Source organism: Helicobacter sp. 10-6591 (genome assembly GCF_003288805.1).
Lineage (GTDB): Bacteria > Campylobacterota > Campylobacteria > Campylobacterales > Helicobacteraceae > Helicobacter_F.
Genome location: NZ_NHYK01000017.1, coordinates 1 through 18,212, shown reverse-complemented (window position 1 = coordinate 18,212; position 18,212 = coordinate 1). Strand labels below are relative to the sequence as shown.

The following is an 18,212-nucleotide window of genomic DNA, read 5'->3' as shown; positions in this document are numbered from 1 at the left end:
ATGGTAACCCTACTAGGCTATGGGACAACAACAAAATCTCTGTGTTCTTTTCTTAATGCACAAGGCATTCAGACAAGAATCTATGATGATTTATTTACCTATAAACAAACAGATAGCTTTGGAAATGAATTGCTGCCAACCACAGATTCTCATATCCAAGAGTTTTATCCTATGCAATCCCAAAGCACGCCATACAAGCTTTTTGAGGAAGTGAGCAAACTGGATTCCATAAAAAATCTCAAAAATATATGTATCACTTCACCCGGAATCCCACCACATCATAAACTTATTATCCAGGCCCAAAAACTCGGAGTTTTACTGAGCGAATATGATTTCTTTTATGCACTTTTAGAGAATCAAGGACTCAAGCCACCATTGCAGCCAGAGATTGCTTGGATAAGTGGCACTAATGGCAAAACTACGACTACCCAGCTAACCCAAAGGCTTCTAGCGCATTTAGATGCCCAAAGTGGGGGGAATATAGGCACACCGCTTTGCACACTCTTTGAAAATCGCACAAAAATTTGGATTCTAGAAACCAGCTCTTTTAGCCTGCACTATACATATACTGCCACACCAAAAGTCTATGCTCTCTTGCCAGTAAGCCAAGATCATATCGCTTGGCATGGGAACTATGAAAATTATCTTAATGATAAACTGAGTGTCTTAGAACGCATGAAAAATGGGAGTTTTGCAATTCTGCCACAGGAATTCATAGAGCATAAAAGCGTGCAAGCCTTCAAAGGCAATGCTATTTACTATAGAAATTCCAAAGATCTAGCCACACAACTTCATATCAATCTAGAAACAATAAAGCTCAGAGAGCCTTTCTTGCTTGATGGATTGATAGCGCTTGCTACAAGCAAGTTTTTATGCCACAAAGATAGTATAGAAGGTGATACACGAGGCGGTATAAAGATTCTCAATAGTTTTGAAATTGGAACGCACAGATTGGAGGAATTCAGAGACTCTCATAAAAATTTATGGGTAGACGATAGCAAGGGTACAAATATCGATGCTACGATACAAGCTCTCTTGCGTTATAAAGATTACAGAATCCTCCTTATACTTGGTGGTGATGATAAGGGTGCAGACTTCACTCCGCTTTTTGAATGCTTGCAGCAGCTTACACAAAATACTGAGATTATTGTGTTTGCCATTGGCAAAAGCACTTCTAAGATTCTGTCCTTTGCCAAACTCTACAATCTCCAAGCCTATGAATGCAACTACCTACAAGATGCTGTCTTGATGATAAAAACCCTCAGACAAAAGGGGGATGTAGCATTGCTGTCGCCCGCTTGTGCAAGCTTAGATCAATTTACTTCCTACAAACAACGCGGGGATCTTTTCCAAAAATATGCTCTTGATACCAATACGCAACCCAAAGCATTATAAAGGCATAACCCAATGAAGATAACCAAACAGCTAAAAATTTACAAAAAACGAAAAAGACGCGCAAAACAAAAAACTGAAAGTACCCTAGCGACAATCAACAAACTCCGCTGCCTCTTAACCCGCAGAGACAAGGTTATTTTGGTTTTTCTCTTTGCTGCTACGGTTGTTTCTTCCATTATAGAAATCCTTAGTGTCGGGATTATTATGCCTCTTATCACCTTTGCCAACAACCCAAATCTTATTTTGACCAATCCATACTCCAAAAAAATCTATGAATTTCTTGGATTTAACGATACGCTTGAGTTTATGGTGGCATTCTGTTGGAGTCTGGTAGCATTTTATATTTTCCGAACAACATATGGTATTTTTCATACCTATTGCCTTTCTCGTTTTTCTGCTCGCAAACTCCATTTTTTTACCTACAAACTTTTTCAACGCTCAATAGAATTAAATTACCTAGACTTTATCAAGCTCAAGAGCGATAAAATCCGATCAAACATAACAAATGAAGCTTCTAAAACCTCTATGTATGTAAGAAGTCTTTTGCAACTCTTTACTGAAGTATTCACAATGGTTGTGATTTATCTCTTGTTACTTATTGCAAATTGGATGATTACTTTAGCCTTAACTATAATATTGGGTATCCAGGTATATCTTGTGATGAATGTCTTAGGCAACAAGCTCAAACGACGCGGAGCAATAGAATCACAAACAAATGCAAATTTTAATGAGATTATCACTAAAACCTTTGGAAATTTTAAAATGATCAAACTTAAGGGCAATCAAAAAGAAGTTTGCAAAGAATTCACTGAAGTAAGCAACGAACTCACAAAGACCAGAATCATTATGAGCACCATTTTGCCTATCCCTCGTCATTTGCTTGAAACAGTAGGATTTGTCATTTTAGTAATCTGTATTTGGTATATCTTGGCAATTTATAAAGATTTTGAAAAAGTTCTACCAATAATATCAATGTATGCTCTTGCGCTTTATAAAATCTTACCAGCAGTCAGTAGAATATTAGATGCTTACAATCAAATGGCATCTACCTCTAGCGCTGTCTCTCTTGTGTATGAAGCTCTGCGTCATGAGCCAAATTATGAAGCCAATCAAAAATGCGACTTCAAAGAAAAAATAGAATTACAAAACATTAGCTTTTGGTATGACGAGAATAAACCCATTCTTAAAAATGTCAATCTCACAATCAACAAGGGTGATAAAATTGCTTTCTGTGGAGAAAGCGGTATAGGAAAAAGCACGCTTGTAGACATAATCATAGGGATTTACAAACCTCAATATGGCAAGATACTTGTAGATTCTCAAGAAATCAATAGCGATAACCTCCGTTCATGGCGCAAAAAAATCGGCTACATTCCACAAACAATCTATCTTTTTGATGGCAGTGTCGCTGAAAATGTCGCTTTTGGTAGTGTGCTAGATGAAGGGCGTGTGAAAGAAGCTTGTAGAAAAGCTAATATATTGGAGTTTCTTGATGAACACAATGGAATACACACAAGAGTTGGTGAAGGCGGAATCTTACTTAGTGGTGGACAAAAGCAGCGTATAGGAATTGCACGCGCAATCTATGATAATCCTGAGATACTCGTTTTAGATGAAGCTACAAGCGCTCTAGATTCTGCAACCGAAGAAAAAATTATGGACGAAATCTATGATGTCGCCCACAACAAAACTCTGCTTGTTATAGCACACAGACTGAACACCATAGAAAGATGTGAGAGAAAGGTCGAATTTACCAAAGGCTATGATGGCTCTATCATAGCCACCACTTCAAATCACATCAGACCAAATTAAATGGTATACAGAATCCAGGAAATTCTATGCAAGATACAAACACTTTAGTGCAAATCGAAAAAGCTGTACTGTCCTCAATTATTTTTTCACCAAGTAATTTCGAGGATGTCTCAAGCATTCTAAAATCCACAGATTTTTTTGTCCCTAGTCACAGGATACTTTTTCAGATTATCCAAGAATGCGAGAAATTAGAGCTTCCTTTTGATGAACAAATTCTCTTACAAAGATCAGCTGGTAGGATCAATGAAAATGAACTGATAGAAATTGCCAGCACAAATCCTATTGCCAACATCCCAGCATACACACAAGAAATCAAAGCAGCTTCAATCAGACGGAGCTTGCGTGATCTTGCAAACACATTGCGTGAGCAATCATTTGATAACACACGCAATCCCCAAGAGATTATGGACCTACTTGAGCGCGAACTCAGTGATATTTCATTAGAAAATATCGCACGTAGCAATTTCCAATCATCTCGTGAGCTTGTCTTAGAAACTATCAAGCACCTAGAGGAGCTAAAATCTCGTGGAAATGAAATCCTCACAGGGTTAACTACCGGGTTTCAAGAACTTAATATGATTACCACAGGCTTTAACAAAGGCGATCTTATTATTATTGGTGCGCGTCCTTCGATGGGAAAAACAGCGCTTGTACTCAACATCGCACAAAATATTTTAAATTCCCAAGCTGGTGTGGCCATATTCAGTCTTGAAATGCCCGCCACCCAGCTCATACTCAGAATGCTAAGCTCGCTTACCTCCATTCCCTTGCATGCATTAAGAAGGGGTGACCTGACTGAAAATGAATGGAGCGATCTCACTTTGTATTCAGATTCTCTAGCACAAAAAGAACTCTTTATTGATGATGGCAGTATGCTAAATATCGCGCAGTTACGTTCAAAACTACGCAGATTAAAAAGACACAATCCAAATGTTGGGATTGCGATTGTGGATTATCTCCAATTGATGATAGGCGATAGGAATCAAGGCAGACAAATAGAAGTCAGCGATATATCACGTGGGTTAAAAACACTTGCAAGAGAATTAGAGATACCAATCATTGCTCTTTCTCAGCTTAGTCGTAGTCTTGATTCTCGAGATGACAAGCGCCCTATACTTTCTGATTTGCGCGATTCTGGAGCAATAGAGCAAGATGCAGATATGATACTTTTTCTCTATCGCGATGATGTGTATAAAAAGCACGAAGACAAACAAAGACTAGCACGTCTGAAAAAAGAAGGCAAAGAAAAAGATTTCAAAGCAGAATACCAAGAACGTGAAAGCGAGCCGGCTGAAATTATCATCGCCAAAAACCGTAATGGGGAGACAAGGACTATACATGTCCAATTCAACAAAAGATTCACACGCTTTGAAGAAAAAGCAAAAGATAGAATCTACAGCCAAAACACAGAAACAAAAATAGAAGAAGACAAAGGAGTAAGTCTTGATGTAGAAGAAATCACAAATATGATTACAAAACTCTAAAACCTTTATGTATCCTTCCTTTGCCCTACTCTGTCAATAACAAAGAGCACCAACGCACCTACAATACCTGCGACACTTGAAGCCAATAATATAGCGACTTTAGCGACATTTTGTGCATTCAAATCCTCAAATGCGAGATTTGACACAAAAATCGACATAGTAAATCCAATACCCGCCAAAACACCTGCACCAAAGATATGTCCCCAAGAGATTCCCGCTGGACGAGCTGCAATCCTAAACTTCTCGCACAAAAAACTAAAACACAAAATACCTATAGGCTTTCCTACGACAAGCCCTAAAAACACTCCAAGCATAATGTGATCGATTCTAAAATCTATCTCGCCTCTAATATCTACCCCTGCATTTGCAAACGCAAAAATTGGCATCACAAAAAATGCACAAATAGGCTGCAATGCGTGTTCTAAACGCAATAAAGGATTCTGGACATTGATAGAATCTTTTGCAAGTGCTTCAACAATCTTGACTTGCTGGTGGGTAAGCAAAATATTTTTGCGCTCATTTTTATCTATATTTTTGAAGGTTTGGGGCAGCTCATCGAGAAGTTTGACAAAATCTTGGCTTTGCAATTTGGGTTTTACAGGAATACAAAATGCAAGCATAACAGCCGCAATCGTTGCATGGATTCCACTATGATGCACGCAAAACCACAAAATCACGCCAAGTCCCAGATACACGGCAAGATGACGAATACCTAGTCTATTAAGTACAATAAGCACACCAACAACGGCAACTGCACAAAAAAGCCACACTAGATGCAATCCTTCAGGAGAAGGATATGCAGTAGCTATCACAATCACAGCACCCAAATCATCAGCTACAGCAAGAGTTACCAAAAATACTTTAAGTGCCATTGGCACGCGCTTACCAAGCAATAGAATCACACCCAAGGCAAATGCAATATCTGTAGCCATAGGAATCCCAAAGCCATGCCAAGAATTTGTATTAGCATTAAGTATGAAATAAATGAGCGCGGGGACAACCATACCTCCAAGTGCACCGATGACAGGAAAAGCTGCTTTTTTTAAACCATTGAGATCTCCAAAAAGCACCTCTCTTTTAATCTCTAATCCGACCATAAGAAAAAACAACGCCATCAAAACATCATTGATCCAATCATGCAATCGGAATCCATAGAAGTGCTCGCCAAAGCTAAAACCAAAATTTTCATGCCATAGCCAAAAATACGATTCGCTCAAAGAAGAATTTGCAACGATCATAGCGCATACAGCGCAAAAAAATAACAAAATCCCACTGAAAGATTCTGCTCTAATGAATGCGAGAAAAATCTCGCCCAAACTTCTCTTGGTAACATCATGTAAATATTGTCGTTGGGTTGTATTTTTCATATTATCCCTTCAGAACACTCAACAAACCACGTAGCATAGCCCAAGACAAGCCGGAATGAAACGCAATTCTTGCAAGATAGAATCCGAGAGTGGATTATCAAGAACTACTATAGCTAGCGCTTCTTTATCTTTTCTGGCAAGACGAAAATCTGCAATATTGATATTGTGCTTTGCAAGCGTATTGCCAACCATACCAATAACCCCAGGCACATCAGTATTTTTGAAAAATAGCATTTTTCCTTCTGGTGCTATATCTAATACAAATCCATTAACAGAAGTGATACGCAAATATCTGCCCTCAAAAACTGCACCTTCGAGGATAAAATTTCTAGCCTGTGTGCTTAAGGTCAGACGGATACAATTTTTATAGGTTTGAGAAAGCTCTTGTCCGCTAAATTTTACTTCCAAACCACGATCCTTTGCTACAAACGGAGCATTCACATAATTGATATTATTACCCAAGCTCGCGCTTAACGTGCCAACAAGAGCAAATGTACTCAAAGATTCTCCATAATGGCTTATCTCGCCAAAAGCTTGGATTTGTAAACTCGTAAAAACACCCTTGTTGGCTTGAGCTGCAATAAATGAGAGCTTTTGGATAAGCTCTAGATACGGCTTGATATTTGATGGCAAGTCTACTTCTTTGGCAAGATTGAGTGCATTTGGATAGCTCGAACCACGTGCAGATTCTATTGCTGCATTTGCGGCTTCTATGGCGATTTTTTCTTGTGATTCTAAAGTATTAGCACCGATATGGGGAGTTACATAGACATTTGGTAGATCAAGTAATTTGTTATCAATAGCTGGTTCTTTATCAAACACATCAAGTCCAGCAAAACGGATCTTGCCGCTCTTTAATCCTTCAAATAAATCATTTTCGTTGTACAATCCACCACGAGCGCAGTTTATTAGCACCACACCGTCTTTCATTTGTGCTATTTCTTTAGCTGTGATGATATTCTTGGTTTCATTATTTTTGGGCGTATGGATAGTGATAATGTCACATTGGAGAATCTCTGCAAAATCTGTAGTGTATCTCACACCTTCATTAAGTGCCTTTGCTGGATTGATATAAGGATCATATGCAAGCACATCCATCTCAAAGGCTTTGGCTCTTTTACCTACGCGAGAACCAATATTCCCAAACCCTATAATTCCTAAGCTCTTGCCCTTTAGTTCTGTGCCATACCAATCTTCGCGCTTCCATTTGCGCTCATATTTTAGCTGCGTATTTGCTCCGGGAAAATTACGCACACTATTTATAAGATGTGCCATAGTAAGTTCAACTGCTGCAATCGTATTTGCAGTAGGAACATTCATCACTACAATGCCTCTCTTACTACAAGATTCTATATCTACATTATCTACACCAACCCCTGCTCGCACAATCGCTTTGAGTGTAGTAACATTCTCTAAAAATTTAGAATCTACATCAGTAGAACTCCGCGTAATCACAACATCTACATCTTTGAGCTTGCCCAAAAGCTCATCTTTAGGTAAGTGCGCAAGATTTTCATACTCTATGTCGCTTTGAGCCTCCAGAATATCCAAACCACTTTTATGGATATGATCACACACAACAATTTTTAACGCCATAACAACTCCTGATACAACCTAGATACAAAGGATTATAGCCTAGTTTAAAAGATATTGGATTTTGCAATAATCCAAATCTCCTAGAAATTTCTTAAGTTTGTCTTTGTCACGAATAAAGACCACGAGGCGAAGCTTATTGCCTATTTTATAGTAGGTATTTTCCAACTTACTTTGCTTTAGTATTTGCGAAACACAAAAATATTTATGCTCATCAAGATCTTTCATCTCAATACTGGTGGTAACATTACTTGCGTCATTATCGCTGAAATCAAACTTCACAAAAAGCTCAGTAGCAGGATATTGGAAAATCTTATTAGAAGAATTAGAGAAATTTTCAAGCCAATTACTATCTTGCATGCTATCAACTGGAATCTCTCCTAACGAAGGCTTAAAATCCCTTGAGACAAAAGATACAGACACCATCTCTTTGTACAACACAAAGAGTCCAGTCGCAAAAAGCAACAGCAATAAAACTACAAGAAAAATATACAGGACCTTATTCATCTAAATGGCTAGATTTTATGTTTGATTTTATCTCCTAGTGTCATCCTATCACTCTCTTGACTTACTTCAAACGCCCTTAGCTCATCTCTTGCAATTTGTCTCTCTAAATGACGCGCAGAAGCACGAACTTTATTTGCCTTTTCATCAATAGCACAAAGCACGCACTTGAGCATATCACCAATTTTTAGAGTTTGTTTTTGTTCAGGCGCTATATCATCACTGCGAACGAGAATCTCAATCCCATCAAAGCTAATAAACACCCCAAAATCTTTAATAGAGATAACTTCTCCTTCGATTATCTCATTGATACGATGACTACCAGCAAACACTTTTGCAGGAGAAGCATCAAGCATTTTTTTGCTAAGAGAGATTCTCTCATTTTTAGAATCTATCCTTGTGATTTTGACTTCTATTTCATCACCGACTTGCAAAACATCTTTACATTTCCGTCCCCGATCCCAAAATGCATCTTCATTGTGCAATAAACCATCAACTGCACCTATGTTTATAAACGCACCAAAATCAGTCAAAGTAGTAATCCTACCTTTAAGCACATCGCCCTCTTTATGAGTTTCTCTAAATATTGCAAAAGGTCTTCGTAAAAGATTTTTGAGCGAGACACGCAAACGGCGATTTGTCGTATCTATCTCAATAATCTCAACATCAATCTCTTGACGAAGTGTCAAATATTCGTTTGGATGCTTGATATTTTTGTCCCACGAGATTTCAGAAATATGCAAAAAGCCCTCTATATCATTGCCCAAATCTACAAACGCCCCATATTCCTCTATATTGCTTACTACAACCTTAATTGTATAACCAACTTCTAATTCTTTTTCGATCTCTTTCCAAGGATCATCATTCATAGCCTTCAAAGAAAGAGCCAAGCGACGCTTCTCCTCATCATAATTGAGAACTTTTATCTTTACGCTTTCCCCGACTGCAAAAAACTTCTCTGGATTGACTGCTCCCTTATGGCTAATCTCTGTGTAGTGGATAAGCCCTTCTATCCCACTCACATCGATAAAAACACCAAAAGACACAATTTTTTTCACCACACCTTCACAGACTCTATCGCCTTGCAAAAGACTCTCAACAAAAGTTTGTCTTAGATTCTTATCGATATCAAAATAACGCTTGCGAGAGACGATGATTGAATTTGTGTTCTTATCAATATTTGTAATAGCTACTTTATAAAGCTTGCCTTCAACTTTTGCTTTTTCTTTGAAGGCAGAATCTCTATGGGGCAAAAACACATCCACCCCATCATAATCCATGATATAACCGCCCTTATTTTTATACAACACCTTCGCTTCGATGACTTTATCTTTGTAATCCTCTCCAAGCTCCTTGATTCTCTCCACAATATTTTTTGAACGCAAGGCCTTTTTGTAGGAAACATTTGTTTTGCCAAGATTACGAGAAATACTGACTTCTATCTCATCACCTTCTTGAAAGAGCAAATTTCCCTGGGAATCTTTGATCTCCTCTAGAGGCATATAGTTTTCTGCTTTCGCATTTGGTAGCGCGACTATGACATTTTCATCGGTTATTTTGACGATTTTTGCTATTTGCAAAGCACCTTTTGTGATCGCTTTTTCACTAGCATCAAGTAATTGCGCGAAATCCTCCTCATTTTCATCAACCATATTATCCAAATTCACTCTCATCCAAAGGTCCCTCTCTCAAAGTTAAATCCGCTGATTCTAACTAATGCTTAATTTATCCTAGCTTAAGCAGGAAGGCTGGCTAAATCTTACCGTAATGGCAAAATCATTTTTCTATACACTCTCAAAAGTGCGATAAATAATGCCGTAATGATTGGCCCTAAAATAATCCCCCAAAACCCAAATGCGGTAAGCCCAGCTAATATCGCAAAGAAGATGAGCATTTCATTAATATTCAAAGAAGTTTTGAGAATCCTTTTATTCACCACACGGATAATAAGAGGCTTAATTACATTATCAATCACAAAAGCAATAAAAATAAGACTATAAAGTGTGATGAAAATTACTGCGTGGTAATCACCCAAATACAACTCATAGCAGACAATAGGTACCCATACCAAACTCCCACCCACAAGCGGAATAAGCGAACACAATCCATACAAAATTCCAAACAACACTCCGTCATAGCCAAAAAACCCGACGGCTATACCAAAACTTAATCCTTGCAAAACCACATTAATCACTGATGTATAGCAAACGACTTTGAGAGTGCTTGTTACCTCGCCTAGTACATCTTGAATCTGGAATCTATCAAATGGGATAAGATTGAGCAAATATTCATACAAACGTAACCCATAAAAATAAAAGAAAAACAAAAAAACTAAGATAAACCCTGTGTCAACGATAAACTCTAGACTTCTTTTACCTACAACAGAGCTAAAATTGAGAATCCACGAAAAAATAGCCGTGCCTGAAACCTTAGAAAGAGCTTCTTTTACCCGCACCTGTAGTTCGGGTAAAACTTCACTCCATAAAATAATCTTTGCTTTCAATCCTTCTATGATTGCGCTAAATCCCTGTGTATCTACACTCTTAATCATAGTCACCAATGAATCCACCATAAAAAGCACAGGCACAATCAAAATCAAACACAAAAAACACACACTGAGCAATGAAGCCAAAACCTCAGATTTGACAATATGAAGAATCCTAGTCTTAAGACCAAAAGTTGCAATACAAAGCATAAGCGCAATCAAGAGATTCATAATAAAAGAATCATAGAGGTAATACACCCAATACAGAGTGAAGAAAAACACTCCCCAAAAAAAATTTATCGCCTTCATAATTTGCTTGATTCCATAAAGCTGCTAAAAATTAAATTGTACAAATGCCCTACCTAAAAGATAGTTACGTCCATCACCTGCAAAGATATTATCATCAAGCATGACATTGGCAGTATTGAGCATACCTATAAATCCACCGCCTACAGTCACATCCTCTACGACCTCAAAACGCGCACTTGCTTCCCAGTTAAAAACATGTTTTTGACCAATTCTTGTGTTGCGCAAAGCAGATTGCACCGCAATATGATTTTGGAAAGTATATTCAAGCACCCCATACAAAGTTACAGAATCTGGGTAAAACAAACCCTCTCTGCGTTCAAACAAATCATTATGCCTATACGCATCAATCCCACTTACCCCACTTTTAGAGACATTGATTGTGCCTCCACCAAACCTCACACCAAACCACTTCACACCAGATTCTATCCACACCATATAGCCATCACCATCTGTACGGGTAGATTCTATGACTTGGTTTTTGCCAATATAAGAGAGTAAGTGTATTTTTACATACAATATGGATTCTGCAACGGCTGGCTTTTCGATATCTACTTTTATGCCAAATGAGCTAAAACGATATGGTGCAAGATAGATATATGGAGTTACAACAAGCGGTGATTCTGGAAGATTGAGAGCAACATCTGCATAGAAAACACCTATACTATGGAACGGATTGCGAAATTGCTGCATACGATGTTTATCAACATATGCATTGCTATGCACCCACATAAATTGGGTTACTATATTACTATTAGCAGCTACGGAAGTGTATATACCTTGGTTGTAGTATTTTATCCATTCGACATCAGCGCGGAATCTTCCTACTTGTGCGCGGAATCTTTCATTGGGGTTAAACTGCCCATAAAGTTCGGTAATGACAAAATATTCTTTCGTAGAATTAAAATCCCCTCTGTTAGCTTCAAACATACGCGTGGCCAACCATGCCGCACCACCAAAATTAAACCCCAAAGCATCCTTTGGAGAATCATAACCCAAAGAAAGATTGGTATCCACGAAATTCGCGCGATTGCCAGTCATATTTTGAAAATACAATCCTACATGCCCACGTGTATTGCCATACAGCAAATAATCATTCATATCAGCTGCTCCAAGTCTTGTGAGTAATGACAATACAACCAACAACAACCCCACCTTAATCGCATATACCTTCTTCAAAAGAAAATCCTTTGTTTGTAGTGAGTTTTTCATCTAAACATTCTCATTTAGCAAAAAAGATTCCATAAAATCACCTTAAGACTTTTACATAACCACATTTCTGGCATTGTGGAAGCAACGCTTTGCCTTCTTTAAAATATGACTTTATACTCCTAGCCTTTGGGGAATCTAAAATCGCACGCAACTCTTGTATATGTGCATCTCCTAATGCAATCTCACCAAAACAGTCAATACAGCAAGGTACAACCACTCCGTTACTCAAGATTCCAAACTGCTTGATTAAACCATAGCAATAGGGTTTTTTACCTAGTCTGAATTGATTAGATTGCACTGGTGACTTAGCATTCCATTCATAATGCTTTGTGATGGTGAAAAATGTCTTGTAATCCAATCGCAAATTTTCTCTCAAAGCTCTAGAATCTGCAACGCCAAAAAACTCTGCAATTTCTTTGAGTAAAGGCGCGCTTGCATCTAAAAGATAATCCTGCAATCGCAGGTGGATAAAAACCTCACTTTTTACCTTCCGAGAGAAAGAGCAAAACTCCAAAATCTCTTGTAGATAAGAATCCCTAAAGCCTCTTGGATTATCCACAAATGCACTTAATGAAAATGCAATCTCTCTGACAGGCGCAAAAAGAAGTGTATGGAAATCTTGGGTATGCAAGAACTTGCCGCTATTTACGATATGTGCGCGCAAATTGTACTGCTTGATAATCTTGAGATAGCTAGAGAGATTTTTTAACACCAACGGATCGCCTAGAATATGTAAAAACACGAGCTTACCTAAACCTTGAGCAATCTGGCTTATAATATGCTCAAAAAAGCCAATATCCATAATACCGCGCCTGGTTGGAGATGATGAATGCGGACAAAAGCTGCATTTAAGACCGCATTCATCGCTTAGCTCGATGTAGATTCTCTCAAACACAAGTTTTTTCTGCCATTGTTTTTGTCAGCAAAATAGGCGAGATTCTCTTTAACCAGCTTGTTGCTCAGAATCTTAAAATTCTTCTTACTCAAAGCTGTCAGAGCAAAGATTTCAGAACTCTCACTTTTAAAGTCAAGCTCCAAACAGCCATTATGCTGTTGTAAGATTTCTAGCAACACCTTGACTGATTGCTCACGCTTAGGACCTAAGTCGAGCTTGCCATCTTTGCGCAAGTTTGTGACCTTAAGTATAAGAGTTTCTCCAATAGAAGGGCTAAAAGCAAGCTCACTATGATATACCAGTCCATAATAACGCCCCTCTACGACACAACCAAAGCCAAGTGGTGTCTTTTCAAATACAAGGACTTTAACACAAGAATAGAGCAAGGCTTTTTGCTTACATGGTTGCAAATATTTTCGTATTGCAAGCTTACCAATGAGGCGCATTTGCTTATCTCTGGCCACATAGACAACGATTTGAGAACCCAGATTCTGTGCTTTTGGGTTTTTTGCTGGGACAAAAAGCTGCTTATCGATTCCCAAATCCACAAAATAGCCATTTGCCACCACATCCACAATCTCTAATGCACCAATCTCGCCAAATTTTAACAATGGTGTTTGTGTGGTAGCAACCAATCTGTCTTGGGAATCTGTATAAAGAAAAACGGCTATCTTACTGCCATGAGCAAAGATTCCAAACTTCTTAGGGAGTAGCACACATTGCATCTCCTGCTCTCGTCTCCTGCTTGCTTGCGAAAGATTTGTGCATGGAAGACTTAAAAATACGCCATGCTCACTTTGCCTCACTACCTCAAGCTCACAGATTCTGCCAATAAGCCCACTTAGAGAATCGACTTTCATAACACTCTTATCCCATCTATATAAACTCTATGCGCGGATTTCGCCTGCAGAATAAAATGCAAGGGAATCTGTGATGGATTATGCAAACTACTAAGCTCTGGTATATGAAACAATGCCAAATCTGCATTCTTGCCAACCTTTATCTCACCGCTTTGGATATCCAAAGCCTTCGCTCCATTGCTTGTTGCAAACAACAAAAGCTTTTTGGCAAGTGATTCTAAATCGTTACTTTTGTAGCCAAAGAGCGCTGTGCGCAATTCCTCAAGCATATTGAGATTATTATTTGAGCTTTTCCCATCAGTACCTAAAGCAACATTGGGCAAATTGGGGTTTTGCAAATCCAAATAGTCGTTACACAAAAGCCGATTAGAACGAGGGCAAGTTACGATGCTAAAGGTATTTTGCTTCAGAAATTCTAGCTCTTTATCTCGTGCCTGCAGACAATGGACAAAAATAGCATTTTTTATATCGCTAAAAAATTCCAAGAAGTTTGTAATCGTATAAAAAGGCTTTGGATTTGGAAGTTGAAAAATCTGGGTAAAAAACTTATAAAAATATCCGCTTGCATTTTCTAGCCACTCACGCTCATAAATAGATTCTAAAAAATGCACACTCATAGGGGAATCTAATCCTCTAGCAATCTCTACAACGCGCTTAGCAAATATATGATGCAAAGAATAAGGCGAATGCAAGGCAACCGCTGGGATAAAGCTGCTTGAAGCATAGGATTGGGATTCTTCTAAACGCACACAAAAATTCCTATACAATGTATCTATCGCACTGGGATTGCTGCCTATAGCTTCGTTGAAAAACACCACCCTTAGTGGGCTTTGGGCGAGCATTTTTAAATCATAACCATAACTACTCACTGCGCCAACAATCCCTACCCCGCTACGCAAACACTCATCGATACAATCACAAATATGCTTATCCAGAGTATCCATGCCCAAGAGCACATCGCGATTGGCAATCACAGAATCTAACCAAGCTCCAAAATCCCCATAAGTAAAACTCACGGCATTGCCACTAAATTCAAAATGCAAATGCGCATTCACAAAAGCTGGCAATAACACACAGCCATCAAAAAACTCATGTTTTAAATCTGAAAATTCTCTACATAAAGCTTGATATTCGCCAACTTGAGTGATTTTGCCCTTTTTAACCACAACCCCAATGTTTCTCTGGATGCTAAATGATTCATCACACATAAATCCTAAGGAAGCACCTAGAATCTGCCTCATCTAGTTTCCATTATCCTTCATGCTTATTTTGAGTTTGTGTGCAATTTTGTCAAAAATCCTATGGCGAGTATCCTTATTTGGTTGAGAATCTTGCTTGAAATCTGTTTGTTGGATGTCAGTTTTTACGGGCACAAAGACGATATTTTCTAATATATCTTTGTCTGTTGGAATCTGCTGTGAAGATTCTGCTTTTGGTGTCAGAATATTGACATCAACCTTATTGAATGGGATCTCGATACCATTAGCTTCAAGATTGACTTTTAGAGATTCCAAAATACTTGCTTTTGTCTCAAGCAAGCCATATTCTACGTCTATCCAAAACCTTAATAAAAAGTTAATAGAGCTTTCGCCAAAACTATCTAATCCAATAAAATACCCCTTCTTCAAATCTACACATGGATTATTTTCTAAGATATTTATAACCACAAGCTTGACTGCATCTGTATTGCTTTCATAGCCTACACCAAAGGTAATATCAAGACGACGTTTTGAAATATCAGTAGAATTTATCACATTTGCTTTGGAGATATTGGCATTTGGAATGATGGCTAACTTCCCATCGGGCAAACGCAAAGTGGTATTAAAGAGATTGATAGTTTCTACTTTACCAGTGATTGAGCCCAATTCGATTACATCGCCATTTGCAAAAGGACGCAAGATAATGAGGATTATCCCGCTTGCCACTGAAGAAAGAGAATCCTTAAGGCCAAGTGCAATAGCCACACCGGCCGTCCCAAGGACTGCAATGATAGAATTTGTCTGCACACCTAAAGTGCCAAGAGCAGCAATTATTACAGCAACATTGACCCCGATGAACACAACTTGGGACAAAAAATTTGAAAGAACTATATCCCTAGATTCTATACTCTTACGCACTCGCTTGGCTAAGAAACGAGAAAAATAATAACCAACAACTAAGAGTAAGGTGACCTTAAATAAAACAAGACCAAAAGTTTGGATATTTGGCAAAACACCTACAACAATAGCTTTAAAGTTCTCCCATACTTCGTGCATACCCTACCTTAAACAAGCAAAAAAACTTAACCCCAAATGCTATCAGTAATAGAGCCAGAGCTATAGCGTGATTTTACACTTTGTCTGGTATTTTTTTTAGAATTTCTTGCTTTGGCAGTCTTGGCATTCATCTTAAAAGTAATATTGTTTGCATATTCTATAGCTTCAAGCTTTGCTATCTCATCTTTTTTCAACCCGATGGTTTTGGCGCATTGGGTAGCAATATAGTTACTCAAGAGCTTCAGACACAAATCTCTAAAATCCATTTCGTTTTTAAGAATCTCTAGCATCTCTTCTGCATTTTGGGAAACTTCAATAGATGCTATCCTGCCAAGAAGTTGTTGCTTATCCAAAACTTCAGTACTCTCTATCTCACATAGCTCAATTTGTGCTTTGGTTGTTTGCTTGATTTTATTGATCTCTTTAAATTCTAAGGGTGTAGCAAGCGTAATAGCAATGCCCTTTTTACCAGCACGTCCTGTGCGTCCGATTCTATGCACATAGCTTTCTGGATTGATCGGAATATGGTAATTAAAAACATGGCTTACTTCACTGATATCAAGTCCTCGCGAAGCGACATCAGTCGCCACAAGAATCTCGATTTTGCTTTGGCGAAAGTTAGTAATAACAGTCTTTCTATCCCATTGTTCCATATCCCCATGCAAAGCAGCTGCATTAAAATTCATACTAAATAGCCTCTTAGCAAGCATATCAGCTTCTCTTTTTGTACGCGTAAAAATAATACTTTTGGTTGGAGCATAAATCTCTAAAAGTCTGATAATTGCTTCCTCGCGTTCACTCTCATTGATGATGTAGTATTTTTGCTCAATATCTTTATTGGTAATGTCTATTGGGGATATTTTTACGAACTTGGGTTCATGCAGGATTTTTAACGCAAGATTCTGAATTGCTTCAGGCATAGTGGCAGAAAAAAGCAATGTCTGCTTGCTACTTGGCAAATAACTAAAAATCTGCTCAATATCATCCAAAAATCCCATATCTAGCATTTCATCAGATTCATCAAGCACAACTATACGTGGAGTAAAGTCCTGCAGACGACCATTCATAAGATGGTCAAGCAATCTACCTGGTGTGGCAATCATGATTTTTGGATTATTTTTTAATAGATCACACTGACGCTTGATGCTTTGCCCTCCATACATGCAGATTGTTTTGATACGAGCAAAGCGTCCAAGCTTCAAAAACTCATCATTTATCTGCATAGCAAGCTCTCTGGTAGGAGTAATAATAAGCGCCTCGATATTGTTACGACGTGTGATTTTATTCAATATAGGAATCGCAAAAGCTGCTGTCTTGCCTGTGCCTGTTTGCGCTTGAGCAATCAAATCACCGCCTGATAAAACAATTGGTATGCTTTGTTCTTGGATTGGTGAAGGGGTGCTAAAGCCTAATTCACTGATGCCTTTTAATAAATATTCTCGTAAGCCAAAAGAAGAAAAATCCTTTTGGGATTGTATATCTTGGTTTGTATCTGTAGCTTTAGAAACAGAAATTGTATTCATGCATAGCCTTTAATGGTTAATGAAAATATAATTGTAGCAACATAGTTAAGTAAAAATAAACATAATATATAAATTATAATATGGTGTATATGCCACAAAAATGAGTGCAGAAGTTGTCTCATTTTACTCCCTAAAAATAGATTGCTAGCAAATCTTTTAATTTTATCTTGTTGTGAATCCTCAACAAGATAAGCAACAAATAAGTAAAGGTAGCTCCCCCTCTCTACCTCTTAAAAGATCACCTGTTATAGTTACTGCACCATTGCCACCACTTGTTTGTACTTGTGTATGTGCTACTGCTTCTGCTTTCTTACTTCCTTGTATAGCATTTGCTACTTTGGTGATATCTGTAGTAGTTTCACTGATTGTGAGTTTCTCTAAAGTTATATTGCCGCCATTACCTTCAAATCTGACTGTTTTCGGATTGCCATTGTCTTGATTCTCTAACTTCCAATCTAGGATTTTTATACTGCCGCTGCTATTCTCATTTTTGATTACAGTGTTATTGCCCACTGTTCCTT

The 18,212-nt window shown here is 38.1% G+C and carries 15 protein-coding genes; 3 read left to right on the top strand and 12 right to left on the bottom strand.

Annotation, left to right across the window (positions count from 1 at the left end):
• Genes murD through CCY97_RS06305 form a run of 3 tightly spaced genes read left to right on the top strand, consistent with a single transcriptional unit; the run spans position 1 to position 4,691 of the window.
• Positions 1–1,395 carry a UDP-N-acetylmuramoyl-L-alanine--D-glutamate ligase gene (murD, locus tag CCY97_RS06315; protein ID WP_112064637.1) on the top strand — a complete coding sequence of 465 codons (1,395 nt, stop codon included), beginning with the start codon at positions 1–3 and terminating at the stop codon, positions 1,393–1,395.
• Positions 1,396–1,407: 12 nt separating this feature from the next.
• Positions 1,408–3,207 carry an ABC transporter ATP-binding protein gene (locus CCY97_RS06310; protein ID WP_258457064.1) on the top strand — a complete coding sequence of 600 codons (1,800 nt, stop codon included), beginning with the start codon at positions 1,408–1,410 and terminating at the stop codon, positions 3,205–3,207.
• Between the two features lie 26 nt (positions 3,208–3,233).
• The gene (locus CCY97_RS06305) at positions 3,234–4,691 is read left to right on the top strand and encodes a replicative DNA helicase (RefSeq protein WP_112064636.1); all 1,458 of its coding nucleotides are present in this window, start codon (positions 3,234–3,236) and stop codon (positions 4,689–4,691) included.
• A 5-nt stretch (positions 4,692–4,696) separates the two neighbouring features.
• Here CCY97_RS06305 and nhaA read toward each other — a convergent pair whose 3' ends face one another.
• The 12 genes from nhaA to CCY97_RS06245 all read right to left on the bottom strand — a co-directional run.
• Positions 4,697–6,058, bottom strand: a complete 1,362-nt coding sequence (gene nhaA / locus CCY97_RS06300) for a sodium/proton antiporter NhaA (RefSeq protein ID WP_112064635.1) — start codon at positions 6,056–6,058, stop codon at positions 4,697–4,699.
• Between the two features lie 18 nt (positions 6,059–6,076).
• Positions 6,077–7,654 (bottom strand): phosphoglycerate dehydrogenase, encoded by a 1,578-nt coding sequence (gene serA, locus CCY97_RS06295; protein ID WP_112064634.1) that lies wholly within the window; start codon positions 7,652–7,654, stop codon positions 6,077–6,079.
• Between the two features lie 39 nt (positions 7,655–7,693).
• A complete protein-coding gene (locus CCY97_RS06290) occupies positions 7,694–8,158 on the bottom strand; it encodes a hypothetical protein (protein WP_112064633.1) in 465 nt (154 codons plus the stop codon).
• An 8-nt stretch (positions 8,159–8,166) separates the two neighbouring features.
• Positions 8,167–9,828: a 30S ribosomal protein S1 gene (locus CCY97_RS06285; protein WP_112064632.1), complete on the bottom strand. Its 1,662-nt coding sequence runs from the start codon at positions 9,826–9,828 to the stop codon at positions 8,167–8,169.
• 86 nt (positions 9,829–9,914) lie between these two features.
• On the bottom strand, positions 9,915–10,949 hold the full coding sequence (locus tag CCY97_RS06280) for an AI-2E family transporter (RefSeq protein ID WP_112064631.1): 1,035 nt from the start codon (positions 10,947–10,949) through the stop codon (positions 9,915–9,917).
• Positions 10,950–10,973: 24 nt separating this feature from the next.
• Positions 10,974–12,125, bottom strand: coding sequence for an outer membrane family protein (locus tag CCY97_RS06275; protein ID WP_181562847.1), 1,152 nt, complete (start codon positions 12,123–12,125; stop codon positions 10,974–10,976).
• Between the two features lie 70 nt (positions 12,126–12,195).
• Entirely contained in the window at positions 12,196–13,053 is an 858-nt protein-coding gene (locus tag CCY97_RS06270) for an SPASM domain-containing protein (RefSeq protein WP_146744515.1), read from the bottom strand.
• Positions 13,026–13,913 (bottom strand): S1-like domain-containing RNA-binding protein, encoded by an 888-nt coding sequence (locus tag CCY97_RS06265; RefSeq protein WP_112064628.1) that lies wholly within the window; start codon positions 13,911–13,913, stop codon positions 13,026–13,028. The genes CCY97_RS06270 and CCY97_RS06265 overlap by 28 nt, the downstream gene beginning before the upstream one ends.
• On the bottom strand, positions 13,910–15,154 hold the full coding sequence (locus CCY97_RS06260; RefSeq protein ID WP_112064627.1) for an aminofutalosine deaminase family hydrolase: 1,245 nt from the start codon (positions 15,152–15,154) through the stop codon (positions 13,910–13,912). Before CCY97_RS06260 ends, CCY97_RS06265 begins: the two co-directional genes overlap by 4 nt.
• Positions 15,155–16,168, bottom strand: coding sequence for a mechanosensitive ion channel domain-containing protein (locus CCY97_RS06255; RefSeq protein WP_112064626.1), 1,014 nt, complete (start codon positions 16,166–16,168; stop codon positions 15,155–15,157). It abuts the gene before it with no gap.
• 26 nt (positions 16,169–16,194) lie between these two features.
• Positions 16,195–17,691, bottom strand: a complete 1,497-nt coding sequence (locus CCY97_RS06250) for a DEAD/DEAH box helicase (RefSeq protein ID WP_112064625.1) — start codon at positions 17,689–17,691, stop codon at positions 16,195–16,197.
• Between the two features lie 180 nt (positions 17,692–17,871).
• Positions 17,872–18,212: hypothetical protein (locus CCY97_RS06245; RefSeq protein ID WP_220091894.1), on the bottom strand; the 341-nt coding region annotated here is incomplete at its 5' end.